Annotated in this window: 23 protein-coding genes and 1 tRNA gene; 11 read left to right on the top strand and 13 right to left on the bottom strand. The window is 65.0% G+C overall.

Going from position 1 to position 24,308, the window contains the following annotated elements; genetic code table 11:
- Positions 1-17: 17 nt before the first annotated feature.
- From fba to YUU_RS0121935, 5 genes are read right to left on the bottom strand one after another with little or no spacing between them, the layout of a single operon-like run.
- Positions 18-1,103: a class II fructose-bisphosphate aldolase gene (gene fba / locus YUU_RS0121955; RefSeq protein ID WP_027524343.1), complete on the bottom strand. Its 1,086-nt coding sequence runs from the start codon at positions 1,101-1,103 to the stop codon at positions 18-20.
- A gap of 31 nt (positions 1,104-1,134) precedes the next feature.
- Positions 1,135-2,142, bottom strand: coding sequence for a type I glyceraldehyde-3-phosphate dehydrogenase (gap, locus tag YUU_RS0121950; RefSeq protein WP_027524342.1), 1,008 nt, complete (start codon positions 2,140-2,142; stop codon positions 1,135-1,137).
- Positions 2,139-4,169 carry a transketolase gene (gene tkt, locus YUU_RS0121945; protein ID WP_027524341.1) on the bottom strand — a complete coding sequence of 677 codons (2,031 nt, stop codon included), beginning with the start codon at positions 4,167-4,169 and terminating at the stop codon, positions 2,139-2,141. Before tkt ends, gap begins: the two co-directional genes overlap by 4 nt.
- A 31-nt stretch (positions 4,170-4,200) precedes the next feature.
- Entirely contained in the window at positions 4,201-5,076 is an 876-nt protein-coding gene (locus tag YUU_RS0121940) for a phosphoribulokinase (protein ID WP_027524340.1), read from the bottom strand.
- Positions 5,077-5,088: 12 nt separating this feature from the next.
- The gene (locus tag YUU_RS0121935) at positions 5,089-6,123 is read right to left on the bottom strand and encodes a class 1 fructose-bisphosphatase (protein ID WP_027524339.1); all 1,035 of its coding nucleotides are present in this window, start codon (positions 6,121-6,123) and stop codon (positions 5,089-5,091) included.
- Positions 6,124-6,242: 119 nt separating this feature from the next.
- Here YUU_RS0121935 and YUU_RS0121930 point away from each other — a divergent pair, with 119 nt between their 5' ends.
- Both YUU_RS0121930 and YUU_RS51350 read left to right on the top strand, forming a co-directional pair.
- Positions 6,243-7,214, top strand: a complete 972-nt coding sequence (locus YUU_RS0121930; RefSeq protein WP_027524338.1) for a LysR family transcriptional regulator — start codon at positions 6,243-6,245, stop codon at positions 7,212-7,214.
- Between the two features lie 461 nt (positions 7,215-7,675).
- The gene (locus YUU_RS51350) at positions 7,676-8,959 is read left to right on the top strand and encodes a glycosyltransferase family 87 protein (RefSeq protein WP_063621729.1); all 1,284 of its coding nucleotides are present in this window, start codon (positions 7,676-7,678) and stop codon (positions 8,957-8,959) included.
- A gap of 165 nt (positions 8,960-9,124) precedes the next feature.
- On the opposite strand, the gene YUU_RS0121915 is transcribed toward YUU_RS51350, so the two are convergent.
- The 7 genes from YUU_RS0121915 to YUU_RS0121885 all read right to left on the bottom strand — a co-directional run bounded on the left by YUU_RS0121915 (position 9,125) and on the right by YUU_RS0121885 (position 16,796).
- On the bottom strand, positions 9,125-9,541 hold the full coding sequence (locus tag YUU_RS0121915; protein WP_027524337.1) for a hypothetical protein: 417 nt from the start codon (positions 9,539-9,541) through the stop codon (positions 9,125-9,127).
- A 157-nt stretch (positions 9,542-9,698) separates the two neighbouring features.
- On the bottom strand, positions 9,699-11,039 hold the full coding sequence (locus YUU_RS0121910) for an MFS transporter (protein ID WP_371260497.1): 1,341 nt from the start codon (positions 11,037-11,039) through the stop codon (positions 9,699-9,701).
- Between the two features lie 248 nt (positions 11,040-11,287).
- Complete coding sequence (locus tag YUU_RS0121905) at positions 11,288-12,646, bottom strand: sigma-54 dependent transcriptional regulator (protein WP_027524335.1); 1,359 nt, start codon at positions 12,644-12,646, stop codon at positions 11,288-11,290.
- A complete protein-coding gene (locus YUU_RS51345; RefSeq protein ID WP_245288068.1) occupies positions 12,643-14,442 on the bottom strand; it encodes an ATP-binding protein in 1,800 nt (599 codons plus the stop codon). Before YUU_RS51345 ends, YUU_RS0121905 begins: the two co-directional genes overlap by 4 nt.
- A 208-nt stretch (positions 14,443-14,650) precedes the next feature.
- Complete coding sequence (locus YUU_RS0121895) at positions 14,651-14,872, bottom strand: hypothetical protein (protein WP_027524334.1); 222 nt, start codon at positions 14,870-14,872, stop codon at positions 14,651-14,653.
- A gap of 123 nt (positions 14,873-14,995) precedes the next feature.
- A complete protein-coding gene (locus YUU_RS0121890; protein WP_027524333.1) occupies positions 14,996-16,192 on the bottom strand; it encodes an MFS transporter in 1,197 nt (398 codons plus the stop codon).
- Between the two features lie 49 nt (positions 16,193-16,241).
- On the bottom strand, positions 16,242-16,796 hold the full coding sequence (locus YUU_RS0121885) for a TetR/AcrR family transcriptional regulator (protein WP_027524332.1): 555 nt from the start codon (positions 16,794-16,796) through the stop codon (positions 16,242-16,244).
- A 206-nt stretch (positions 16,797-17,002) separates the two neighbouring features.
- On the opposite strand from YUU_RS0121885, the gene YUU_RS0121880 reads away from it, so the two are divergent.
- From YUU_RS0121880 to YUU_RS58815, 4 genes are all read left to right on the top strand, one after another.
- Positions 17,003-18,019 carry a TRAP transporter substrate-binding protein gene (locus tag YUU_RS0121880; protein ID WP_027524331.1) on the top strand — a complete coding sequence of 339 codons (1,017 nt, stop codon included), beginning with the start codon at positions 17,003-17,005 and terminating at the stop codon, positions 18,017-18,019.
- Positions 18,020-18,279: 260 nt separating this feature from the next.
- Positions 18,280-18,591 (top strand): hypothetical protein, encoded by a 312-nt coding sequence (locus YUU_RS0121870; protein ID WP_027524330.1) that lies wholly within the window; start codon positions 18,280-18,282, stop codon positions 18,589-18,591.
- Positions 18,592-18,867: 276 nt separating this feature from the next.
- On the top strand, positions 18,868-19,002 hold the full coding sequence (locus YUU_RS62370) for a hypothetical protein (protein WP_256375291.1): 135 nt from the start codon (positions 18,868-18,870) through the stop codon (positions 19,000-19,002).
- Complete coding sequence (locus YUU_RS58815; RefSeq protein ID WP_156944440.1) at positions 18,999-19,157, top strand: hypothetical protein; 159 nt, start codon at positions 18,999-19,001, stop codon at positions 19,155-19,157. The genes YUU_RS62370 and YUU_RS58815 overlap by 4 nt, the downstream gene beginning before the upstream one ends.
- Before the next feature lie 282 nt (positions 19,158-19,439).
- Here the strand turns inward: YUU_RS58815 and YUU_RS0121865 are convergent.
- A tRNA-Pro gene (locus YUU_RS0121865) sits at positions 19,440-19,516 on the bottom strand.
- 68 nt (positions 19,517-19,584) lie between these two features.
- Between YUU_RS0121865 and YUU_RS0121860 the strand changes: the two genes are divergently transcribed.
- From YUU_RS0121860 to YUU_RS0121840, 5 genes are all read left to right on the top strand, one after another.
- Positions 19,585-20,574, top strand: a complete 990-nt coding sequence (locus YUU_RS0121860; RefSeq protein WP_027524329.1) for an L-threonylcarbamoyladenylate synthase — start codon at positions 19,585-19,587, stop codon at positions 20,572-20,574.
- Positions 20,575-20,594: 20 nt separating this feature from the next.
- Positions 20,595-22,022 (top strand): FAD-binding oxidoreductase, encoded by a 1,428-nt coding sequence (locus YUU_RS0121855; RefSeq protein ID WP_027524328.1) that lies wholly within the window; start codon positions 20,595-20,597, stop codon positions 22,020-22,022.
- Positions 22,019-22,474 (top strand): GNAT family acetyltransferase, encoded by a 456-nt coding sequence (locus YUU_RS0121850; RefSeq protein ID WP_027524327.1) that lies wholly within the window; start codon positions 22,019-22,021, stop codon positions 22,472-22,474. The genes YUU_RS0121855 and YUU_RS0121850 overlap by 4 nt, the downstream gene beginning before the upstream one ends.
- A gap of 8 nt (positions 22,475-22,482) precedes the next feature.
- A complete protein-coding gene (locus YUU_RS0121845) occupies positions 22,483-23,064 on the top strand; it encodes an NUDIX domain-containing protein (RefSeq protein WP_027524326.1) in 582 nt (193 codons plus the stop codon).
- Positions 23,065-23,370: 306 nt separating this feature from the next.
- Entirely contained in the window at positions 23,371-24,300 is a 930-nt protein-coding gene (locus YUU_RS0121840) for a glycine reductase (protein WP_027524325.1), read from the top strand.
- Positions 24,301-24,308 lie beyond the last annotated feature (8 nt).

The following is a 24,308-nucleotide window of genomic DNA, read 5'->3' as shown; positions in this document are numbered from 1 at the left end:
CTCTGCTCTTTGATTGATCAGGCCGCGACGGATTCGCGGGTGTCGATGCGCGGGTCCAGTTCGCCGGCACGGTACCGCCGCGCCATCTCGCTCATGGGAATGACCTTGATCTTGCTGGCGTGGCCTGAGGTGCCGAACTGCTCGAAGCGCTCTCGGCAGAGGTCGCGCATCGCGTCCATGGCAGGCTTCAGGAATTTGCGCGGGTCGAACTCAGAGCGCGCTTGCGTGGCCACTTTCCGGAACACCGCGGTCATCGCCAGGCGGCAGTCGGTGTCGATGTTGACCTTGCGCACGCCGCTCTTGATGCCGCGAACGATCTCCTCCACCGGTACACCCCAGGTCTGCGGCATCTCGCCGCCGAACTGGTTGAACATGTCCTGAAGCGGCTGCGGCACCGAAGAAGATCCGTGCATGACAAGATGCGTATTCGGCAGCCGGCGGTGGATCTCCTCGACCACCCGCATCGCCAGGATGTCGCCATCCGGCTTGCGGCTGAACTTGTAGGCGCCGTGTGAGGTGCCCATCGCGATCGCCAGCGCATCGACCTTGGTGGCGCGGACGAAATCGACGGCCTGGTCGGGATCGGTCAGCAACTGGTCGTGGCCGACCTTGCCCTCGACGCCGTGACCGTCCTCCTGCTCGCCGCCGCCATGCTCGAGCGAGCCCAGCACGCCGAGCTCGCCTTCGACGGAGGCGCCGACCCAGTGCGCGAGGTCGACGACGCGGCGAGTGATGGCGACGTTGTAGTCGTAGTCGGCGGCTGTCTTGGCGTCGGCCTTGAGCGAGCCGTCCATCATGACGGAGGTAAAGCCATGGGCGATTGCACTGGCGCAGGTCGCCTCGTCATTACCGTGGTCCTGGTGCATGCAGAGCGGGATGTCCGGATAGGTCCGCTCCAGTGCGTCGATCATGTGCGAGAGCATGAGGTCGCCGGCATAGCTGCGCGCGCCGCGCGAGGCCTGGATGATGACGGGCGCATCGACCTCGGCCGCCGCCTGCATGATCGCGAGGCCCTGCTCCATGTTGTTGATGTTGAACGCCGGAACGGCATAGCCGTGGTGAGCTGCGTGATCCAGCAGTTGCCGAAGGGTAATGCGTGCCAAGGGACGTCTCCGTTCGTTTCTATCTTTCAGTTCAGATCAGCCGGCCCATCGCCGCCGCAGTGTCGGCCATGCGATTGGAAAAGCCCCATTCGTTGTCGTACCAGCTCATCACCCGCACCAGATTTCCGTCCATGACCCTGGTCTGATCGAGATGGACGATGCTGGAACGTGGGTCGTGGTTGAAGTCGGTCGAGACGTTGGGCGCGTCGGTGACGCCGAGGATGCCCTTGAGCCAGCCGTTCGCCGCGGCCTGCACCGCATCGTTGATTTCCTTCGCAGTCGTCGCGCGCCTGGCGACGAACTTGAAGTCGACTGCTGAGACATTCGGCGTCGGCACGCGGATCGCCACGCCGTCGAGCTTGCCCTTGAGCTCCGGAAGGACCAGGCCTACCGCCTTGGCCGCGCCGGTCGAGGTTGGGATCATCGACAGCGCCGCGGCACGAGCGCGGTAGAGGTCCTTGTGGAATGTGTCGAGCGTCGGTTGATCCCCCGTGTAGGAGTGGATCGTGGTCATAAATCCCTTCTCGATTCCGACGGTCTCGTCCAGCACCTGGGCGAGCGGCGCCAGGCAGTTGGTCGAGCACGAGGCGTTGGAGACCACGACGTGATCGCCTGTCAGCTTGAGATGGTTGACGCCGAACACGACGGTGAGGTCGACCTCGCTCGCAGGCGCCGAGACCAGCACGCGCTTGGCGCCGGCCTGAAGATGCGCAGCCGCCTTGTCGCGCGAGGTGAAGAGGCCGGTGCATTCGAGCGCGATGTCGACACCGAGCGCGCGATGCGGAAGCTGCGAGGGATCCTTGACCGCGGTCACCTTGATCGGGCCACGACCTATGTCGATGGCATCGCCGTCGACCCTGACTTCGCCCGGGAAGCGGCCATGGACGGAGTCATACCGGAGCAGGTGCGCATTGGTTTCGACCGGCCCGAGGTCGTTGATGGATACCACCTCGATGTCATTGCGACGCGACTCGGCGATCGCGCGCAGGACGTTGCGGCCGATCCGACCAAATCCGTTGATGGCGACACGCAAGCTCATGCTGCTTTCCCTTCGTTCCGACGTGCGACCGAGCGCCTGGCCGCTTCCGCAACGCTCTGCGGTGTGATGCCGAATTCGCGGTACAGCACTGGCGCCGGTGCAGAGGCGCCGAAGCCACGCATGCCGACGAATTCACCGTCCGCGCCGATCCAGCGCGGCCAGTCGCCGAGGACGGCGGCCTCGACGCCGACGCGCGGCGCGGTGCCCAGCACGGCCGCGCGGTACCCCTCCTGCTGCTCCTCGAATAGCGCGAAGCAGGGCGCGGAGACGACGGCAGCGCGGATGTGCTCGGTCGCGAGCAGGCGTGCGGCCTCGATCGCGATCGAAACCTCCGAGCCAGTTGCGACCAGCGTCACGTCGCGGCCGCCGTCCGGCGCGACGACGAGATAGGCGCCGCGCGCAACACGGTTCGTGCCGCGTGCATCGCTGCGGAAGGTCGGCAGCGCCTGACGCGACAGGCACAGCACGGAGGGACGCGTGGTCGCTTCCAGCGCGCAGTCCCAGGCCTCCAGCGTCTCCACGGCGTCGGCGGGACGAAACACCAGCAGATTTGGAATCACGCGGAGCGCAGTGAGATGCTCGACCGGCTGGTGCGTCGGACCGTCCTCGCCAAGACCGATGGAGTCGTGGGTCATGACATGGATGACACGCAGCCGCATCAGGGCCGCAAGCCGGATCGCCGGCCGGCTGTAGTCGGAGAAGGCCAGGAACGTGCCGCCATAGGGGATGAAGCCGCCATGCAGCGCGATGCCGTTCATCGCCGCCGCCATGCCGTGCTCGCGGATGCCGTAATGTATGTAGTCGCCGGCAAACCGGCCACGCGTGACGGGAACCTGCGTCTTCGCATGCGTCAGGTTGGAATGGGTCAAATCGGCCGAGCCGCCGACGAGGCCCGGGATTGACGACGCGATGCCATCGAGCACCTGTTGCGAGGCCTGCCGCGTCGCAAGCTTCGGACGCTCGGTGGCAAAGCGCTCGCGCAATTTCGACGACGCCTGGGCATAGGCGCTCGGCAGGGCCAAAACCTTGCCCTCGACGAACAGCTCGCGCTGCGCTGGGCTCGCGCACTCATAGCGATCGAGCCAGGCGAGACGGTCGACCTGCCCGCGTTGTCCGATCATGCGCCACACCTTCATGATCGGAATCGGCACCACGAAGGGCTGATAATCCCAACCGAGATTCCGCCGCGCAGCCGCCGTCTGCTCGGTGCCGAGCGGCGCACCATGTGCCTTCTCGGTGCCCTGACGGTCGGGCGCGCCGTAGCCGATGATGGTGCGGCAGGCGATCAGCGACGGCCTTGCGGTTTCGCGCTCTTCCGCGATCGCTTGCGCGACCGCTTCCGGATCATGTCCGTCGACGCGGCGCACCGACCAGCCGGAGGCGGCGAAGCGCGCGAGTTGATCGTCCGAGGTCGCAAGCGAGGTCGGCCCGTCGATGGAAATGCCATTGTCGTCGAACAGCACGATCAGGCGGCCGAGCTGGAGATGACCGGCAAGGGAGATCGCCTCCTGGCTGATGCCTTCCATCAGGCAGCCGTCGCCGGCGATCACGTAGGTGAAGTGATCGACCAGGCCATCGCCATGCTGCGCATTCGCCATGCGCTCGGCGAGCGCCATGCCAACCGCGGTCGCGATCCCCTGCCCGAGCGGACCCGTGGTGGTCTCGACGCCCGGCGTGTGGCCATATTCCGGATGACCCGGCGTCTTCGAGCCCCATTGCCGGAAGGCCTTGATGTCGTCGAGGCTGACTGCGCCGCCAGTGAGATAGAGCAGCGCGTAGAGCAGCATCGAGCCGTGGCCGGCCGACAGCACGAAGCGATCGCGGTCCGGCCAATTGGGATGCGCCGCGTCGAATTTGAGGAAGCGCGAGAACAGCACGGTCGCGACATCGGCCATGCCCATGGGCAGGCCGGGATGGCCGGACTGCGATTGCTCGATGGCGTCGACCGCGAGGAAACGGACGGCGTTGGCGAGATCGGCATGGCTGACCGCATTGAGGTCGGCTTCGGCATGAACCGAGATGTTCATCGGATCCTCCCGTTGTTGTCGTTGTTGTGCGTCACTTCATGCTTCGCTTGCGCTCGATGAGCTGCATGATCAAAGGCGTCAGGATGAGCTGCATCGCGAGATCGAGCTTGGCGCCAGGACAGACGATCGAATTTGCACGCGACATGAAGCTGTGCGGCAGCATCGAGAGCAGATAGGGGAAGTCGATGCCGCGCGGATTCTTGAAACGGATCACGACCATCGATTCGTCCGGCGTCGGGATCCAGCGCGCGATGAAGGGATTGGACGTGTCGACCGTCGGCACGCGCTGGAAATTGATGTCGGTCTCGGTGAATTGCGGGCAGATGTAGTGGATGTAGTCGGGCATCCGCCGCAGGATGGTGTCGGTGACGGCCTCGGTCGAATAGCCCCGCGCGCTGCGGTCACGGTGCAGCTTCTGGATCCACTCAAGATTGATGACCGGCACGACGCCAATCTTCAGGTCGGCATAGCGTGCGACGTTGACCTTGTCGGTGACCACGGCACCGTGCAAGCCTTCATAGAACAGAAGGTCCGAATTCTCCGGCAGCCGCTCCCATTCGGTGAAGGTGCCGGGAGGCGCGCCATGCAGCGCGGACTCTTCGGTGTCGTGGATGTAGTGGCGCGTCACCGCGGTGCCGGTCTCGCCATAGTCGCGGAACGCCCGCTCCAGCTCCTCGAACAGATTGGTCTCGGGGCTGAAATGGCTGAAATGCTTGTTGCCGCGCTCGGCTTCCTTCGCCATCTGCGTACGCATCTCGGCGCGGTCGTAGCGGTGGAACGCATCGCCCTCGATGTAGACGGCATTGACGCGCTCGCGGAAGAAGATCTGCTCAAAGGTCTTCTTGACCGAGGTGGTGCCGGCGCCGGAGGAACCGGTGATCGAGATGATCGGATGCTTCCTGGACATGCGTCACCTCCTTCAGAGCCGGAAGAAGCCGCGCCGCGCGAACAGCGGCGCCGACACGCTCGCGACCAGTAACGGATCGCAATGCAGTTCCTCGACGCGCCGCACCTCGTGGTGCGAGCCCATGATCAACGGCACGCGCTGGTGCAGATTGTGCGCGGCGAGATCGAGGATGCGCTCGCGCCCGGTGGAAGCCGCCCCACCCGCCTGCTCCATGATGAAGGCCATCGGATGCGCCTCGTAGGTCAGGCGCAGGCGGCCGTCGCCGTAACCGGGACGCGCATCGGAGGGATAGAGGAACACACCGCCGCGAGTCAGGATTCGGTAGGCTTCCGCGACGAGTGAGCCGACCCAGCGCATGTTGAAATTGCGGTTCGCCGGACCGTCGACGCCGGCGAGGCATTCGTCGACGAAGGCGCGTACCGGCGCGTCCCAGTGCCGGCGGTTAGAGGCGTTGATCGCGAACTCGTCGGCCGTCTCGGGGATCTGCACGCCGCGCCGCGCCAGGCGGAAGGAGCGCGCGCGGTCCAGCGTGAAGACGTCAACGCCATCGCCGAGCGTCAACACCAGCGAGGTCTGCGGACCGTAGGTGACGAACCCCGCCGCAAGCTGGGCCGAGCCGCGCTGGTGGAAGGCGAGGCCAAGATCATCGGGGGCGGGCAGGATCGAGAAGATCGTGCCGACGGTCATGTTGATGTCGATGTTGGAGGAGCCGTCGAGCGGATCGATCGCGACGCAGGTTTTTGCCGTGCGGTCGACGATCTGCGGCTCGCGCATCTCCTCCGATGCGAGTGCAGCGATCGGCGCTTTGCCGAGGCAGCGGCGCAGGATTGCATCCGCCCGCAGGTCGAGGTCGCGCTGCAGATCGCCGTCGCTGTTGCAGCCGGTGGTCAGACCCGAGGCATCGGACAACTGGCCGGTGCCTGTGAGGTCGGCGATTTCGATCGCGGCGGAAGCAATGGCATCGACCGCGGCTGCCACGGCCAGCGCCTCCGGCACGGTTTCAGAATACCGTTGAAGATAGTCGTTCAGCCTGAGTTGCCCGGTCATCTTGCGTCCATCCCCTCGTGGCCGCCGCTATCCTTGTTCCCGGGTTGGGGAGTGGAGCGGCTGGTCCCAGCACGAAGAAATTGACAGAGCCGGCCTAATAAGGAAAATTTCTATTCATAATGAGCGCCAAAGAATTTTCTTATAATAGCCACCCGGCGACCCAGCTACGGCATCTGACGATCCGGCAGCTCCGGTCGCTCGCAGCGCTGTCGGCCAAGGGCAGCGTGACGGCTGCCTCGACGCATCTCGGGCTGACGCAGCCGGCGGTCACTCAGCAACTCCGGCAATTGCAGGATCTGGCGGGACTGCCTCTGGTGCAGCGGACCGGCGACGGCATGTTGCTGACGGAAGCGGGCAAGGAGGTGCTGGCGCTCGCCGATCGCGTCGAAGCCGCGATCGCGGATTGCCAGGGCGCGCTCGATCTTCTGGCGGGGCGAACCGGCGGCACGGTGCACCTCGGCGCGGTCTCGACCGCAAAATACTTCGTGCCGCACGCCATCGCGGCGTTCTCGCAGCGCTATCCGAAGATCGAGATCAAGCTGACCATCGGCAATCGCGAGGATATCCGCGAGGCCATGCACGGCTACGATCTCGATTTTGCGGTGATGGGTCGGCCACCGGCCGACGTCACGGTCGACGTCCGCCAACTGGGGCGCAACCCGCACATCATCGTCGCGCGCAAGGGGCATTGGCTGGAGAAGGATTCCGGCCTCAACCTGCCCGACCTCGTGCACGAGACTTTCCTCACGCGCGAGCCTGGATCCGGCACGCGGACGCTGATGGAAGGCATGTTCCAGAAGTCGGATCTCGAGCCGATCATCGGCATGGAGATGAGCAGCAACGAGACCATCAAGCAGGCGGTGATCGCAGGCCTGGGCATCGCCTTCATCTCCGCGCACACGGTCGCGCATGAGCTCGCCGAAGGCCGTCTCATCATCCTCGACGTCGCGGGCCTGCCCATCGTCCGGCAATGGTACGTGATCCGCCGCAGCGACAAGGTGCTGCTGCCACCGGCGCAGGCGATGTTCGATTTTCTGGGCTCGGAGGGTTCGAACTACCTGCCTGACGTGCCGGAATTGCGCGGACGCTGACCGACGCATCGAAGCTCGGTCGAACGTCAGCTCATCAGCTTCATGATCAGCGCCGCTGCCAGCACGCAGATGATCTGCAACAAGCGCTCGGTTGTGAAGATCCTGTTGAAGGTCGTCATTGCAGTCCCCTGCCCGCGATTCGCCTCTCGCCCTGCTAGCACGGCTTTACCGATGCGACGATCCCCGTGCAACGGAATGGATCCGCTTGGTGCTGGAACGCGCGTTCGCCGTATGCGGAACTGCGCGCCATTCGAGAACGGACTCGAGGATTTCATGAAAGCTCTTATGGAGTTGTTAATCCTAAATGCTACCCCCCGTGCAGCGATAGCTGCATAACAACTCTCGGATGTATTTCTCTTAATGGTTTTCCTGCACCAAGGTGCAACGTACAGCTGCAGCACTCAAGCGCGAGGCTGGCGACCGGTACGAACCTGTCAATTCTGCCAGAAGGCTGTCAATTCATGTTCGCCAAGACGCTGGAGCTGGCGCAATCCTCGGAAGCCAAACGGACGATGTACACGCGCCTCGTTCTCGGGGCGGTGACGATCGGCGTTCTCGCCAAGACCATATGGTTCGCCCGGATCGGGCCGCTGCAACAGCGCGGTCTCGTCGATTTCGACGATTTCCACATCGTCGCGCAAAGGGTCTGGCTCGGCGATGTCCACCAGGCCTATCAGCTCGACAAGCTCTTCCAGATGCAGCGTGAGATGTTCGGTGCCACGAACTTCCTGCCTTGGACCTATCCGCCGCAATTCAACGTGCTGATTGCGCCCCTCGCGCTGTTGCCGATCGGGCTCGCCTATTTCCTGTTCACGGCCGCCACGCTCGCCTTCTTCCTCGTGACGCTGCGGGCGATCGCAGGGCGAGCCTTCGCGCTGGTGCTGGTGGTGACGTTTCCCGCGCTTGCCGTCACCCTCTCCTGCGGACAAAACGGATTCTTGACCGCAGGATTGATCGGCCTGATCTGCCTCAATGTCGAGAAACGCGACGCCTCAGGACAGGTGTTCGCAGGTCTCGCGCTCGCGGCAATGGTGATCAAGCCGCATCTGGCGGTCGCGATGGCAGTCTATCTTCTGATCACGCGCCGCTGGGTGACGCTTTTGACCGCCGCCATCGGCGTGCTGGCGAGCTCGGTTCTGTGCACGCTGCTGTTCGGTCCGCAGATCTGGCCCGCGCTCTTCGACGCCGTCAGGGCTTCGGCGAGCTATCTGGAGCGCGGCAGCTATCCGCTGTTCCGCATGATTTCCTCCTATGCCGCCCTGCATACGCTGGGCGTCGCCCCAGCGCTCGCGTTCTGGGGGCAAGCGATCTGCGCCGGCCTTGCGTTGCTTGCGATTGGCGTTGCGGTGGCCCGCAAGCTGTCGCCGCGCACCGCGCTCGGCGTCGCCGCGCTGGTGTCGGTGATGATCAGCCCCTACGCCTATGATTACGATCTCCCGATCGTGGGCATCGGTTTGGCGCTGCTGATTCCTGACCTCACCAGAGCGGCGAGTTCCGCCGAGCGGGGCATCATTTACGCGCTTATCCTCGTTGCCGGCGCTTACGGGATGCTGGAGACGGCGGGTCTGAAAGTGTCGCAAGGCGCGCACCACGCGGTGAAGCATCAGATGATCCCCGCCGTCGGCGCTTTCGCCGTGGTCCTGCTCCTCGCCCTCATCCTTCGCATTCTGCTAAGGCGTTGCCACGACACGCGGGGGACTCAGGACCAGAGCGTCGTGCTGCACAACGCGGGTCACCCGCTTTGATCGAACTTTATGAAGGCCGGTATGGGGTCCTCGAGTCGGCCATCCAGCTTAACAAAGTTCTTCGGATGCCGATCGAGACGATCCACACATCGGACTTCATGTCGTGGCTATCGCGGGCACCGCGCTCGCGACCATGTTCATAAAGTCATATCTGCGCGAATGCCGTTATGAATTCGGCGCGACCGTCTTGTCGGTTGCCTTGAGGCCGCCGCCGTTGACGATCGTCACGGTAAGACGACAGAGATCGGCAAGGCCGATCAACAGCACGCTGAACAGGAAGAACAAATTGATGTCATGCGCGTCCGTACGCGTCAGCGGGCCGAACTCGAAGAAGGGCGGCATGAAGGCCCACCAGACCAGCGGAACGGTGAGCAGGATGGCGAACACCGCCGCAGGCGCTCCCGCGACGATCCCCACGATGAAAACGGCCGGCAGGAACGCGGCAAAATAGAGCTGGGCGCCAAAGAGAGCGCAGGCGCCCTGGAAGCCGGCCGAAGCCACCAGCACAATGAAGGCGAACCCAAAGGCCTCCCAGGACCACGGCTGTATCTTCGGTCCAGAGAACGTTCCCAGGCGGCTCATTGGAAATCCCCTTTTGCGCCGCGAACGCGGCTGAGGTTCCAAGCAAGGCTAGCACACCTGTTCGGGGCCCGCGATAGTTGTGCATTGCGAAATGAGCGGTACCAGGTCGTGGTAAATGGCCACCGCCGGCGTGTGCTGCCATGCGGTGGCCAGCAGCCTATTCGTGCCGGTCCATCGCAGAGCTGCTCTTGGTATCCCGCATCGTGAGATAGACGAGCAGCGACACCGCGATGCAGCCCGTGAGATAGTAGTAGAACCAGCTTTCGTGCCCGATCGACTTGAACCACAGCGCAATCGATTCCGCGGTGCCGCCAAAGATCGAGACGGTCAGCGCATAGGGCACGCCCACGCCGGTTGCGCGCACGCTGGTTGGAAACAGCTCCGCCTTCACCACCGCGTTGATCGCGGTATAGCCGGACACGATCATCCACGCGGCCGCGATCAGCAGGAAGGCGGTCAGCGCGTCGTGCGCGGCCTGGAGCGTCGTCAGGAGCGGAATGGTGAACAGCGTACCGGATACGCCGAAGCCGATCAGAAGCCATTTGCGCCCGATGCGATCGGAGATCGCGCCGTAGATCGGCTGCAGCACCATCGCGAAGACGAGGCTTCCCGCCGTCACCATCGTAGTCTGGTCGTCGCTGAGCTTGACCGAGAGACGGAGGAATTTCTGCATGTAGGTGGTGTAGGTGTAGAATGCCGCAGTCCCGCCCATGGTGAGGCCGACCACCAGCAGCAGCTCGCGCGGATAGTTGAGGAGCGCTCGGAGGGAGCTGGTCTTCTTCACCACCGCCTGGCTGTTCTTGAACGCCTCGGTCTCGTGCAGGTTGCTGCGCATCAACGCGGCGACGACCGCGAGCACTGCGCCGAAGGCGAATGGCACGCGCCAGCCCCAGGTGCGGATCTCCTCGGTCGACAGGAACACCTTCTGCAACAGCAGCAGCACCAAGATGGCGCAGAGCTGGCCGCCGATCAGCGTCACGTACTGGAAGCTGGAATAGAAGCCGCGGTTCTTCTCGTCGGCGACCTCACTGAGATAGGTGGCGCTGGTGCCGTATTCGCCGCCGAGACTGAGGCCTTGCAGGATGCGCGCGAGACCGAGGATGACCGGCGCAGCAAGCCCGATCGAGGCATAGGTCGGCGTCACCGCAATGATCAGCGAGCCGAAGCACATCATCACGACGGAGAGCGTCAGCGCGTTGCGCCGGCCGTAGCGATCGGCGAGATGGCCGAACAGCCAGCCGCCGAGCGGCCGCACCAAAAAGCCGGCGGCGAACAGCAGCGCCGCATTGAGCTGCTGCACCACCTCGTCGCCGTCGGGGAAGAATGCCTTGGCGAAATAGAGCGCGAACGCCGCATAGGCGTAAAAATCGTACCACTCGACGAGATTGCCGACCGAACCGACGAAGATCGCGCGCAGCCGGCGCCTCACGTCGGCGCCCGCGCGCGGGTCGGCGCCCGGTGCGGTGAAATCGGTGATCGAGGCTTCCTGTGAACTCATGACGTCCTCCAACGCGTGTTGCCCGTGGGGACGGTCCGCTCACTTGTTGGCTCGCGAGTTGGCGCCGTCCCGGCTTCCGCCTCTGTCAGCAACGGCCGTGCCAGCCGCGATCGATGGGCAGAGCGGCCGGATTCGCGCGTTTTCGCAAGCTTTCTGCGGGGACAGTTCGGGCTGGCGAGAATTCATCGGCGGAAATCCGCCGACGCGCGCGAGGCAATCGGCGGATTTCCGCCGATCATGCTGCTCGCTCAGCCGTCCTTCCGACCAGGCCGCGCCAGCGCATATTTCGTCATCTTCTCGTTCAGCGTCCGGCGGGGAATGCCGAGCTCCTCGGTGACGGCGGCGATCGAGCCGTCATGCTCGCGCAGACTTGCCTCGATCAGCGCCCGCTCATAGGCCGCGACGCGTCCGGCGAGCGTCCGCTGCGGCGCGCCCGGCTCGCCACGTCGCAGGATCTCGGCGACGCTGCGACCGGTCGCCGCCAAGCCCAGTGCATAGCGCTCGGCGACGTTCTTCAGTTCGCGCACGTTGCCGGGCCAGTCATGGGCAAGCAGCGCGTCGAGATCACCGGCCCGGAGCGGCGTCAGCGTGCGGCCGGCGCTCTTTGCGGCGGCAGCGGCAAAGTGCTCGAACAGCAGCAGCACGTCATTGCCGCGATCGCGCAGCGCCGGCAGGTCGATCTCGGCGGCGGCGAGACGGAAATAGAGGTCGGAGCGGAAGCGGCCGTCGCGGCTGTCGGCGGCAAGATCGCCCTTGGCGGCCGCAATCACCCGGACATCGACCGGAAGCAGCTTGTTCGATCCGACACGCTCGATGGTGCGCTCCTGGAGTGCACGCAGGATCTTGGCCTGGAACGGTAGCGGCATGCTCTCGATCTCGTCGAGCAGCAGCGTGCCGCCATTGGCATGCTCGAACTTGCCGATGCGTGGCCCGCGCGCGCCGGTGAAGGCGCCGGCCTCGTGGCCGAACAGCTCGCTCTCGAACAGCTCGGCCGGGATCGCCGCGCAGTTCACGGCAACGAACGGCGCCTTCGCACGAGGCCCGAAATCATGCAGCGCCCGTGCGACCAGCTCCTTGCCCGTCCCGGTCTCGCCGGTGACGATGACGTCGCGGTCATGGGCGGCAAGCTCCAGAACGCTTGCGCGCAAGCCAGCCATCGGCTTCGACACACCGATCAGCCGGGCTTCGATCGCGCCAGCCGCAGCGAGACGGCCTTCGAGCTCGCCGAGTTGCAGTTTCAATTGCCGCCGCTCGACCGCGCGGGAGATCACGGCGGAAAGCTGTTCCGGATCATAGGGCTTTTGCAGGAAGTCATAGGCGCCCTCGCGCATCGCGGCGACCGCGAGCGGCACGTCACCATGGGCGGTCAGCAGCACCACGGGAAGATCGGGATCGGCGCGGTGGATCGCCCGCATCAGCTCGAGCCCCGACGTCTGCGGCATGCGGAAATCGCTCAGCACGACGTCAGGCGCACGCTGCTTCAGCAGCACCATCGCCTCGTCGGCGCCGGCTGCGACCCGCACCGTGAAGCCACCGAGCTCCAGCCACTGCCGCACCGAATTGCGGACGATCTCCTCATCGTCGACGACGAGCACCGCGCCGCTCATGCGTGCAGCTCCGACTTGGCCGACGACATGCCGGCGTCGACCAGCGGAATGATCACCTTGAACGTCGATCCCTGGCCCGGCACGCTCTCCACCAGGATGTCTCCTCCGAATTCCCGGACAATCCCGTACGAGATCGAGAGCCCCAGGCCAAGCCCCTCGCCGATCTCCTTGGTGGTAAAGAACGGGTCGAACAGGGATTTCATATGCTCGGGCGCGATTCCCTTGCCGGTATCGCTGATCGCGATCACGGCCACGCCCTCCCGCCCTTCGAGCACGACGCCGAGGATACGCCGCTCGCGCCCCTGCATCGCATCGATCGCGTTCGACAGCAGGTTGACCAGGACCTGCTCGAGGCGAACGGGATTGGCAAAACCATGCACCGGCTCCGTGCCAAGGGCGCGCACGACCTCGATACCGTCGTTGTTGATGCGGTATTGCAGCAGGCGGAGCGCATTGTCGACGACGGCTGCGAGCGCGACGGCGCTGCGCGCGCTGGTTTCCTTGCGCGCGAACATCCGTAGGTGCGAGATCAGCGCCATCATGCGCTCCGCGACTGCGGACATCAGGTCGAGATTGGCCGCCGCACGCTCGACCTCGTTGCGGCGAAGCAGGACGCGGCTGCTTGCCACATAGGTGATCAGCGCCGCGAGCGGCTGGTTGATCTCGTGCGCGACGCCGGCCAGCGCCTGGCCGAGGCTTGCGAGCTTGGCGCTTTGCACGAGGTTCTCGTGGGTCCGACGCAGCTCCTCTGTCCGCTCGGCGACGCGCTGCTCCAGCGCGTCATGCGCCTCGAGCTTGGCGCGGATCACCTGGCGCCGCTGATCGGCAACCATGATGCCCATCAAGAGCGCGATGAGCGCAAAGACGCAGGCGGTAGCGATTGTCGCTGCATGACGCCGAGCATCGACCACATCGGAAAACAAAAGCAGCTTCCAGCCGTGATCGAGCGGCCGGACCTCAAGGGTGTATTCGCCAAGCTCCGCGCCGCCGCGCCCGCGTGCACGGCCGATCTGGACGCCTTCGCGGTTGCCGCCGGGAACGAAGACCGGCTCCGCATCGATCGCCTGGCCGAACTGCCGCGCCGCACTCAGCTCCGCGACGTGGTCCGCGCGGATTTGCGTCAGCGGGTGATATTTCCACTCCTGGCGGCTGGCGAGGAAGATCACGCCATGCTCGTCGGCCATGGCGATGAGATCGCCGGCGCGGGCCCAGTCGGTCTCGAGCGGGCTGAGATCGATCTTGACCACGGCAACGCCGAGGATCTTGCCGCCCTCCTCGATGCGATGCGAGAGGAAATAGCCGGGCTGCCCGGTGGTGGCGCCGACGGCATAGTAGTGCCCCTCGCCGGTCAGCATCGCGTCCTGGAAATAGGGGCGGAAGGCGTAGTTCTGCCCGACGAAGCTCGACGCACCGTCGAAATTGCTGGCGGCGAGCGCAAGGCCCGTGCTGTCGAGCACGAAGAGCTCTGCTGAGCCTGCCTTCTGATCCAGTGATTGCAGATAGCGATTGGCGGCCACGATCGCCGCCGCATCGCCGGGATTGCGATAGAGCTCGCGGATCGGATCGGCGAGCGAGAGGACCGCCGGCAGATAACGGTAGCGCGCGACGGTAGCATCGAAGCTGCTGGCGATCAGCGTGAGCCGGTCGTTGGCTTCGCGCTGCATGCGCGCGAAATCTGCGTCCAGAGCGACAACGTAGGTCAACCAGCCTGCCGCTGCGACCGTGGCGAGCGCGAGCGCGCCAATCAGCGAACGCCGCATGGAGGCAGGATGAACAGGCTGCACCAGGATTCCCATATCCGCAGGCTCTTCGATCAGCCGGCACGGTAATTATGGGCGCGCATGATGCAGGTGTGCAACACCGGCGTCAGGTTAGTCTTCGGACGCCGCAGGGCATCAAATGGTTAACGCTGCGCGGCTCATCCAAAAAGTCGAAAACAACCCCATGCAAAGTAGAAATGGCCTGTCTACCCGGCGCTTGCAGCCGGGTGCGGCGACCTTGGCCTCATGCCGCCATCAGTTCCAGACCGGCTTGCGCAGGCCCGGACCAGCGACGATCGCCGCCGGCGAAGTAAGCCTCGAGCTCCGCCAGCGCGCGGGATTCCCACTCGCTTGCCTGCTCCAGCAGAGACCAGCTCTGATGCGGCCGGAACGCGGCCGTCTGGCGGTGCAGTGACGCGATCGCCCGATAGCGCCGTACGTTCTCCAGGATGGCTTTCCCGTCCATATCGAAATCTCCCCAATTCCCATTCGCTGGGCCAAAGGTGCGCCAGAACCTTTTTCGATTCGTTAGCGGCGGACAGAGAGACGGCGGATAGTTTCCGAATCCTTGCCCGTGCTGCCAAGTACCTCACTCGAAGGCAGCGTAGATCAACGCCGCGGCCGGCAGCGCAAAGCCGATCGAGGATGCGAGCGTCCAGCCGCCATGCGCAAAGGCAAAGCCGCCAAGCGCGGAGCCCGCGGCACCGGCCGTGAAGAACGTCGCCATATAGAGGCCGTTGAGACGGCTGCGGTGCTCCGGGCCGAGCGCGAAGATCGTGCGAAAGCCGAGGACGACATTGCCCTGCACGCCGAAATCGATCGCGATCGCCGCGATGGCCAGGCAGGCGAGGTTCAGCGTAGAGCCGGCGGCGCCGATATGCGTAATCAGAAAAGCGGCCGCGACCAGCAGCATGGCAGCGCGCGTCGCGCCGCGGCTATATCCGCGATCGGCAATCCGTCCAGCAATCGGCGCGGCCACCGCGCCGGCGACGCCAGCGAGCGCGAACAACGCGATGCCGCGCTGGGACAAGCCGAACGCAGGGCTCGCCAGCAGAAGCGGCGTCACGGTCCAGAACAGGCTGAACGCGCCGAACAGGAAGGCTTGATACAGCGCACGACGGCGCAGGACCGGCGTCGTCCGCACCAGATGCGGCATCGATCCTAGCAGCTGGAGATAGTGCAGCCGCACCACCGGCATGCGCTTCGGCAACGTGCGCCACAGCACACCGGCGAGCGCGATCATGAGCACGGTCGAGCCCGAGAAGACGGCATGCCACGAGGCAATCGACGCCAGGAAGCTCGAAACCGGCCGCGCCAGCATGATGCCGAGCATCAGGCCTGTCGAGACATTGCCGACAACGCGTCCGCGCGTTGCTGCCGGCGCAAGGTGCGCGGCATAGGGAATGATGATCTGGACCGCGACCGAGCCGAGCCCGATGAAGAGTGCAGCGACGAGAAACGGCAAGGCCTGTGTCGCGCAGGCGGCGGCCAATAATGCAGCGGCGCCAAGACCGATAACGGAGCAGATCAGCGTGCGGTTTTCGACGAGATCACCGAGCGGGACGATCAGCAGGAGCCCGACGCCATAGCCGACTTGCGTCATGGTGACGATCAGGCCCGCAGCGTCGTGCGAAAGGCCGAGCGCCGTGCTGATCGGCCCAATCAGCGGCTGCGCATAGTAGATGTTCGCCGCGACCATGCCGCAGGCGGCGGCAAGGAGAATGGTCAGGCGCCGCGAAACGGCGCCCTCGTCGGGCGCGGTTTCGATCGTGGCGTTCATCGTCATCACACACTCCATATATCGGAAACGTTTATTTCCTAATTAGGCAAACAAATCAGGCGAGCAGCTTCATCGCGACCGTAACGATGCGCTCGCCATCGAGCGGCAGCCGCGCCTTTCCGATCACGCGAAGTCCTTGCGTCATGCAGATCATCAGGCGCGCGGTATCGTCGGGATCGACGCGAGCGGGGACCGAGCCGTCGGCCTGCCCCTCGCGAATGAGGCCGGCGATGAAACCTTCGTTGCTCTTCAGCTGGGCCGCGACGCGCGACGCGATCTCCGGATCGCGCGCGGCCAACTCGACTGCGCTGCCAACGACGAGGCAGCCGCGCCGTCCTTCGCTGCCCTGGGACGCTTCGACATAGGAAAGCAGCACGTTGCGCAGGCGGTCGCGCCCGCAGGTGCCTTCCGCGGCGGCGCGCCGGATTTCGTGCTGGCGGAGCGCCGTGTAGCGCTCGAACGCGGCGAGGAACACCGCACGTTTGTCAGGGAATGCCTTGTAGATGCTGCCTGTCGCGAGTTCCATCGCCTCGGTCAGGTCGCCGATCGAGGTCGCGTGATAGCCGCGCTCGCGAAACACCCGCACCGCCCTGTCGAGCGCCACGTCCATGTCGAACTCCCGCGGCCGGCCGCGCGGACGGGAGATGGGCTGCAATCCTCGCGTGTTCCTTCGCATCTGTACACAATAGGGAACATTTATTTCCAAATCAAGATTGCCTTTGTCGTTTGACACCCTGGCCGACATTCGCGATTTTCGCGGCGAGATCGTCGCAGACGACATCATGCAACATCAAAGATCCCGTTGGAGGAGAGGCTGTGACCCTGACCCGCCGGCGCGCCCTGCAAGCGCTGTCCGCCCTGCCCGCCGCCGGCCTCACCGGTGCCGTGCCGCGCGTCGCCCGCGCTGCCGAGTTCGCGCTGACATACGGCAACAACCTGCCGCTCAGTCATCCGCTCAACATCCGCGCGCAGGAGGCCGCCGACCGCGTCGCAAAGGAGACCGGCGGCCGCGTCGAGATCACGATCTTCCCGAACAACCAGCTCGGCGGCGATACCGACATGCTGACCCAGGTGCGCAGCGGCGCCATCACCTTTTTCACGCCGTCGGCGCTGGTCGTGGCGACGCTGGCCCAGGTGGCCGCGATCAATGCGGTCGGCTTCGCCTTTGCCGACTACGACCAGGTGTGGAAGGCGATGGACGGCGCGCTCGGCGCACATGTCCGCGCGGCGATGGCGAAGGTCGGCCTCCATGCGTTCGAGAAGATGTGGGACAATGGTTTTCGCCAGATCACGAGCGGCATGAGGCCGATCGAGGACGCCAAGGACATGCACGGATTGAAGATCCGCGTGCCCGTCAGCCCGCTCAGCATCTCCATGTTCAAGGCGCTCTCGGCCTCGCCCACCAGCCTGCAATTCAGCGAGGTCTACTCGTCGCTCCAGACCCGCATCGTCGATGCGCAGGAAAATCCGCTGCCGATCATCCAGATCGCAAAACTCTACGAGGTGCAGAAATACTGCGCCATCAGCAACCACATCTGGGACGGTTTCTGGTTCGTCGCCAACGGCCGCGCCTGGCAGCGGTTGCCCGCGGATCTTCAGGCCGTCGTCGCCAGGGCCATCAACGATGCCGGCCTCAAGCAGCGTGACGACATGAAGGCGTTCAACGCGACGGTGCAATCGGTTCTTCAGGGCAAAGGCCTGACATTCACCAGGCCCGCGCTCGACAGTTTCCGCGCCAGGCTGCGCGAGGCCGGGTTCTACGGCGAATGGAAGGCACGGTTCGGCAATGAAGCCTGGGGACTGCTCGAAAGCGCCGCCGGCAAGCTCGCCTGATGATGATCGCCGAGCACCCGATATCCGGTGATTTGCGTGACGCGGATACCGGCTGATCTGCATGATTGCCGCTCGCAGTGAGGAACCAACCGGCCGCTCCACGATTTCCCCCTCGAAAGACGAGGAGAGGAACATGGCCAGACATTTGACACGCGCACGCCTCGCGCGCGGCATCGCCGGCGCGGTTTCGACCCTGATTCTCTGCGCAGCGGCGGTCTTCACCATCGCGCACCACTTCGCGGCGTAACGGAGGCGTTCACATGACGTCCGACCCCGAGGAGTCGGTCCGGCTACAAGGCTACGGCGAGATGACGCTGCGCACCGCGCTCGCCACTGTGATGGCGCTGCCGGCGCGCGACCGGTCGGACGCCGCCATCTACCGTGTCCGCGACGCTTCAAAGCTCACGCCGCGTGAAATCGGAATGCTTGCATCGGAATGGGGTATTTGGCCGACAGGCGAGAGCGGCACTGGCCAACACTGGCCGGACATCGTCCGCGGCATGGTGCGCGAAGCACCGCTGCCATCGTTGCTGGTGGCCTTTCTGCTCGGCGTGCTGGTGGCACGCAGATGATGGCGCGCGCCCGCTAAGTCACACTCATGTAAACGGGATCACGGTGTTCCCTGAAACCCGACGAAACCCTAAAGCGCGATGAGATTGGGATGAATCGTCATCGCGCCTTAGGCTGTTGTTTGAGCATGATCTCCGCGCAAACGCGTTCCGCGTTTGTCGCGAGGGAAAACCGCTCCACACCTTTCCGGATTGCTCGCGAAATCGCGACCATTCGTTGAGGAACGGCTGTTTGCGGCAGGGATTGGTCCCCTGTCAAACCGGGACATGGAGACAACCATGACACGTATGAAACTTGTGAGCGCGGCCGCACTGATGGCCACGATTTTGCCGCTCGCGACTGCAAGCCCCAGCCTCGCCGCGGGACGCGGTCCGGGCTGGTGTACCCCGTCGGCGCGGCAGGCCCGGCGATGAGTGGCGGCCAGTTGATGGCGGGTGTCGGCCAATGCCGTCGCCTCGGAAGCTGGCACCACACCAACGCCTATGGATATTGGGGACCGGGTTATGGCGCCTATGGATATGGCGAGCCTGGCTGGGGCGCGCCGGTCTACGGGCCGGATGAATACTGACGCCTCAACTCTGTAGTGCGAGATTACAGCAGCGCGGTCGATCCCGGCCGCGCTGCTTGCATTTTGGAGGAGCGCGACCGGAGCAAGGACCTAAGCGTTGTGCGCGAGGCGCGCTGGCCGTGGCAGGCGTCGGCGAGAATCGCCAGCCATGCCGACCCGGCAGCCTGCTCTGCCCACCCAAATCCGCCGTGGACCGACCTTCAAAATCCGTGCAAAAAGGTCCCGCGAGGCGGGGCGAACTTTCATCCCAAGCTTCTGCAAAACGTCAACTTTTGGATGAAATGGTCGGAGTGGCAGGATTCGAACCTGCGACCCCTGCGTCCCGAACGCAGTGCTCTACCGGGCTGAGCCACACTCCGACAAGAAGGCGGCTTATAGCGTCGGGTTTGGCACACCGCAAGCGGCCGATTTGAGGAATTTTGTCCCAGTGAAAACGGGCCTGACTACCGAGATTCTACCGGCCGGACCGGCCGCCACCGATGCCGCCGCGCGGGCGCTTGCGGCGGGCCTTCTGGTCGCGTTCCCGACCGAGACGGTCTACGGGTTGGGTGCGGATGCCGCCAACGCGACCGCGATCGCCCATCTCTACGCTGCCAAGGGCCGCCCCGCCTTCAATCCGCTGATCGCTCATGTCGCCGACCTCGCCGCGGCGAGGCGCATCGGACGATTCGATTCGCGGGCCATGAGGCTCGTGGAAGCCTTCTGGCCGGGGCCGCTGACGCTGGTGGTGCCGAAGACGGATAACTGCCCGGTCGCTGAGCTTGCGACCGCCGGGCTCGATACGGTCGCGATTCGCGTCCCCGCCCATCCGGTCGCGCAGGCGATCCTGCGTGCCTTCGACGGGGCGGTGGTGGCGCCGTCGGCGAACATCTCCGGCCACGTCTCGCCGACGCTGGCGGCGCATGTGGAAAGCGATCTTGCGGGGCGGATCGACCTGATCGTCGACGGCGGGCCGGTCGAGGTTGGCGTCGAATCGACGATTCTCGGCTGCTTCGAGGCGCCGATGCTGCTTCGCCCCGGCGGACTGTCACGCGAGAAGATCGAGGCCGTGCTCGGCGCGCCACTGGCGCGGCCGCCGCAAGATGTCGAGAGCGACGACAGCCAGCCGCTCGCGCCTGGCATGCTCGCCTCGCATTACGCCCCGCGCGCCACCGTGCGGCTCCATGCGCATGATGTCGCACCCGGCGAGGCGCTGCTCGCCTTCGGACCGGCCGTGCTGCCCGGCGTCGAACAGGCAGCAAGCGTCATGAATTTGTCGGCGAGCGGCGATCTCGATGAAGCCGCCGCCAATTTGTTCGGCTATCTTCGCGCGCTCGATGCGAAGAGCCCGCGCGCCATCGCGGTGATGGCGGTGCCTGAGGAAGAGCTCGGCGAAGCGATCAACGACCGGCTGCGGCGCGCAGCGGTCGGGCGGTAAGGAGCGGGAAGAAGAAAGAGATGAACGTGACGAGAACTGCCATGCCGCCGCTGCCGCCCGAGTTGATCGAGAAATTCCGCGCCATCGTCGGCGCCAAATATGCGGTGACCGATCCGGCCGACATCGAGCCTTACGTCACCGAGGAGCGCAACCTGTTCCATGGCCGCTCGCCGCTGGTGCTGCGGCCCGCAACGACTGCGGAAGTCTCCGCGATCTGCAAGCTCGCCTCCGAATACAAAATCGCGCTGGTGCCGCAGGGCGGCAACACCGGCCTCGTCGGCGGCCAGACGCCGCACAATGGCGAGGTGGTGGTGTCGCTGCGCCGGCTGGACAAGATCCGCGAGGTCGATACCGCCTCCAACACCATGACCTGCGAGGCCGGCGTGGTGCTGCAAATCGCGCAGCAGAAGGCAGCCGAGGTCGACCGACTGTTCCCGCTGTCATTGGGCGCGGAGGGAAGCTGCACCATCGGCGGCAATCTCTCGACCAATGCCGGCGGCACAGCAGCGCTCGCCTATGGCGTCGCGCGCGAGATGGCGCTGGGGCTCGAGGTCGTGCTCGCCGACGGGCGCGTTCTCAACGCGCTGTCGAAGCTGAAGAAGGACAACACCGGCTACAACCTGCATAACCTCTTCATCGGCGCCGAAGGCACGCTCGGCATCATCACCGCGGCGACCCTAAAGCTGTTTCCGAAGCCGCGTGCGATCGAGACCGCGTTCGTCGGGCTGAAGTCACCGGCAGAGGCGCTGAAACTCCTGACGATCGCGCAGGGCGAGGCATCGACCGCGCTGACGAGTTTTGAACTCCTGGCGGAAATGGCGGTCGACTTCTCGATCCGCCACGGCATCGACGTGCGCGATCCTCTGCAAGAGAAGCATCCCTGGTACGTGCTGATGGAACTGTCCTCGCCGCGCGACGATGCGCGCGCCACGCTGGAATCGATCCTCACCCGCGCGATGGAGGAGGAGATCGTCGACGACGCCGTGATCGCGGCGAACCTGACGCAGCGCTCTGGCTTCTGGAAGCTGCGCGACGAGATGTCGGCGGCGCAGAAGCCCGAAGGCGGCTCGATCAAGCATGACATCTCCGTTCCCGTCGCCGCGGTGCCCGCCTTCATCGCGGAGGCCGATGCCGCGGTCGTCAAGCTGATCCCCGGCGCGCGCCCGGTGCCGTTCGGCCATCTCGGCGACGGCAATCTGCATTACAATGTCAGCCAGCCGGTCGGGGTCAATACCGCCGACTTCCTCGCCCGCTGGCACGACGTCAACGCGGTCGTGTTCGAGATCGTGCTGCGCATGGGCGGCTCGATCTCGGCCGAGCACGGCATCGGCGTGCTCAAGCGCGACGAGCTGCCCGAGGTGAAGGACAAAACCGCGATCGAGCTGATGCGGCAGGTCAAGGCGATGCTCGACCCCCTCCAAATCATGAACCCCGGTAAAGTGCTGTGAACGTGCCCGTCTCCCCTTCCCCGCTCGCGATCGCCGAAATCGCGGATGCCGATGTCGAAACCGTCGTCGCGCTCTGGCAGCGCTGCGGCCTGACGCGGCCCTGGAACGATCCGCATGCCGACATCGCGCTGGCGCGGCGCGAGGCGAACTCGACCGTGCTGATCGGGCGGAACGGCGATGCGATCGCGGCCAGCGCGATGGTCGGCCATGACGGCCATCGCGGCTGGATCTATTACGTCGCGGTCGATCCCGATTGCCGCAAGCGCGGCTATGGCAGCAGCATCATGGCTGCCGCCGAGGACTGGCTGCGCCAGGCCGGCATCGCAAAACTCCAGCTCCTGGTCCGCCGCGAGAACAAGCAGGCTGGCGCGTTCTACACGTCCCTCGGCTTCGAAGAGTCAACGTCGGTGATGTTCGCCAAGTGGCTCGACGGCCGGGATCCGACCCCTTAGAGGCCTGCATGTCCGTTTCCGATCGCGTCCGCGTCAAAGATGTCCGCCTGCTCTCGGACAAGAAGTACATTCTGAAAGCGGCGACCTTCGAGTGGCGCCGCAACGATGGGCAATGGCAGACGCAAACCCGCGAGGTCTATGACCGCGGCAACGGTGCGACGCTGTTGCCCTATAACCGCAAGCGGCGCACCGTCGTGCTGGTGCGGCAATTTCGCTATCCCGCCTTCGTCAACGGCTATGACGACCTGCTGATCGAAGCCGCCGCCGGCATGCTCGACGACGCCGATCCCGAAGCGCGCATCCGCAGCGAGGCCGAGGAGGAGATCGGCTATCGCCTGCATGACGTCCACAAGGTGTTCGAGGCCTTCATGACCCCCGGCGCAGTAACGGAGAAGCTGCACTTCTTCGTCGCCGAATACGAGCCGGAGATGAAGGTTGGCGACGGCGGCGGCCTCGCCGACGAAGGCGAGGAGATCGAGGTGCTGGAGCTGCCCATCGACGAAGCGCTTGCGATGATCGCCGACGGCCGCATCGTGGATGCGAAGACGATCATGCTGCTGCAATATGCAGCGCTGCACGTCTTTCGGTAGCTAGGTCGAGCCGCGTGCGAGCTGCTTTCCCTCCTCCCCTTGCGGGAGAAGGTGGCGCGCGCAGCGCGCCGGATGAGGGGTTGCATCGGCGCGCTCGGCGCTGAGAATTTTTACCCGCGGGGAGAGACCCCTCACCCGTCTCGCCGCTTACGCGGCGAGCCACCCTCTCCCGCAAGGGGAGAGGGGACAGCAGCGCAATTCGCTCCAACACGCCTGCAATACAGACCTGCGTCGCCCTACCCGCTGTTGAGCAAATCGCCGACTATCTCTACTCTGTCCGCAACAAGAACCCGAGGAGACGCGCCCATGTCAGCTCCGCGCGACGATGAATTCGGCTTTGCGCCCGACTACGACGCTCCCATTCCCTATATGCAGCGGACCCGCGATTACTACGCGGCCATCGGCTACACCACGCCGTATCGGTGGGCGCACTATGTCGACGCACCGTTCCAGCCGCTGAAGAAGCCACTGGCGCAATCGCGCGTAACCATCATCACCACGGCCGCGCCTTACGATCCGACCAAGGGCGATCAGGGGCCGGGCGCGCCCTACAATGGCGGCGCAAAGTTCTACAAGGTCTATGACGGCGACACCTCGCAAGCGCACGATTTGCGCATCTCGCACATCGGCTACGACCGCAAGCATACAAGCGCGACCGACAGCGGCACCTGGTTTCCACTGCCGCAGCTCCTGAAGACCTCTGCTGCTGGGCGCATCGGCGAGGTGAGCCAGCGCTTCTTCGGGGCGCCGACCAACCGCAGTCATCGCGTCACCCTCGACACCGACGCGCCGGAGATTCTGGCACGCTGCCTCGCCGACGAGGTCGATGTCGCAGTGCTGGTGCCGAACTGCCCGGTCTGCCACCAGACCACCGCGCTGGTCGCGCGGCATCTCGAATCCAACGGCATTCCCACCGTCGTCATGGGCTGCGCCAAGGACATCGTCGAGCACGCCGCCGTGTCGCGCTTTTTGTTCTCCGACTTCCCGCTCGGCAATTCCGCCGGCAAGCCGCATGATGTCGCTTCGCAATCGCAGACGCTGGAGCTCGCATTGAAGCTCCTCGAGTCCGCCAGCGGCCCGCGCACCACGATGCAGTCGCCGCTGCGCTGGAGCGAGGATGCTTCCTGGAAGCTCGACTACAACAACGTCGCACAGCTAAGCCCCGAGGAACTTGCGCGACGGCGCGCCGAGTTCGACAAGCAGAAGGAGATCGCGCGCGGCAACCGCGCGGCCTGACGGGAGAA

It is taken from the genome of Bradyrhizobium sp. Ec3.3 (genome assembly GCF_000472925.1).
GTDB lineage: Bacteria > Pseudomonadota > Alphaproteobacteria > Rhizobiales > Xanthobacteraceae > Bradyrhizobium.
This window is presented reverse-complemented; position numbering and strand designations above follow the sequence as displayed.

Excerpts from the sequence above, each read along its gene's own strand:
- YUU_RS0121840 (WP_027524325.1), top strand. The coding sequence starts at position 23,371 with ATGTCAGCTCCGCGCGACGATGAATTCGGCTTTGCGCCCGACTACGAC.
- YUU_RS0121845 (WP_027524326.1), top strand. The coding sequence starts at position 22,483 with ATGTCCGTTTCCGATCGCGTCCGCGTCAAAGATGTCCGCCTGCTCTCG.
- YUU_RS0121915 (WP_027524337.1), bottom strand. The coding sequence starts at position 9,541 with ATGAGCCGCCTGGGAACGTTCTCTGGACCGAAGATACAGCCGTGGTCC.
- YUU_RS0121870 (WP_027524330.1), top strand. The coding sequence starts at position 18,280 with ATGACGTCCGACCCCGAGGAGTCGGTCCGGCTACAAGGCTACGGCGAG.
- YUU_RS0121910 (WP_371260497.1), bottom strand. The coding sequence starts at position 11,039 with ATGAGTTCACAGGAAGCCTCGATCACCGATTTCACCGCACCGGGCGCC.
- YUU_RS0121890 (WP_027524333.1), bottom strand. The coding sequence starts at position 16,192 with ATGACGATGAACGCCACGATCGAAACCGCGCCCGACGAGGGCGCCGTT.
- YUU_RS0121935 (WP_027524339.1), bottom strand. The coding sequence starts at position 6,123 with ATGACCGGGCAACTCAGGCTGAACGACTATCTTCAACGGTATTCTGAA.
- gap (WP_027524342.1), bottom strand. The coding sequence starts at position 2,142 with ATGAGCTTGCGTGTCGCCATCAACGGATTTGGTCGGATCGGCCGCAAC.
- tkt (WP_027524341.1), bottom strand. The coding sequence starts at position 4,169 with ATGAACATCTCGGTTCATGCCGAAGCCGACCTCAATGCGGTCAGCCAT.
- YUU_RS0121885 (WP_027524332.1), bottom strand. The coding sequence starts at position 16,796 with ATGGACGTGGCGCTCGACAGGGCGGTGCGGGTGTTTCGCGAGCGCGGC.
- YUU_RS0121905 (WP_027524335.1), bottom strand. The coding sequence starts at position 12,646 with ATGAGCGGCGCGGTGCTCGTCGTCGACGATGAGGAGATCGTCCGCAAT.
- YUU_RS0121895 (WP_027524334.1), bottom strand. The coding sequence starts at position 14,872 with ATGGACGGGAAAGCCATCCTGGAGAACGTACGGCGCTATCGGGCGATC.
- YUU_RS0121930 (WP_027524338.1), top strand. The coding sequence starts at position 6,243 with ATGAGCGCCAAAGAATTTTCTTATAATAGCCACCCGGCGACCCAGCTA.
- YUU_RS58815 (WP_156944440.1), top strand. The coding sequence starts at position 18,999 with ATGAGTGGCGGCCAGTTGATGGCGGGTGTCGGCCAATGCCGTCGCCTC.
- YUU_RS51345 (WP_245288068.1), bottom strand. The coding sequence starts at position 14,442 with ATGGGAATCCTGGTGCAGCCTGTTCATCCTGCCTCCATGCGGCGTTCG.
- YUU_RS51350 (WP_063621729.1), top strand. The coding sequence starts at position 7,676 with ATGTTCGCCAAGACGCTGGAGCTGGCGCAATCCTCGGAAGCCAAACGG.
- YUU_RS0121940 (WP_027524340.1), bottom strand. The coding sequence starts at position 5,076 with ATGTCCAGGAAGCATCCGATCATCTCGATCACCGGTTCCTCCGGCGCC.
- YUU_RS0121855 (WP_027524328.1), top strand. The coding sequence starts at position 20,595 with ATGAACGTGACGAGAACTGCCATGCCGCCGCTGCCGCCCGAGTTGATC.
- YUU_RS62370 (WP_256375291.1), top strand. The coding sequence starts at position 18,868 with ATGACACGTATGAAACTTGTGAGCGCGGCCGCACTGATGGCCACGATT.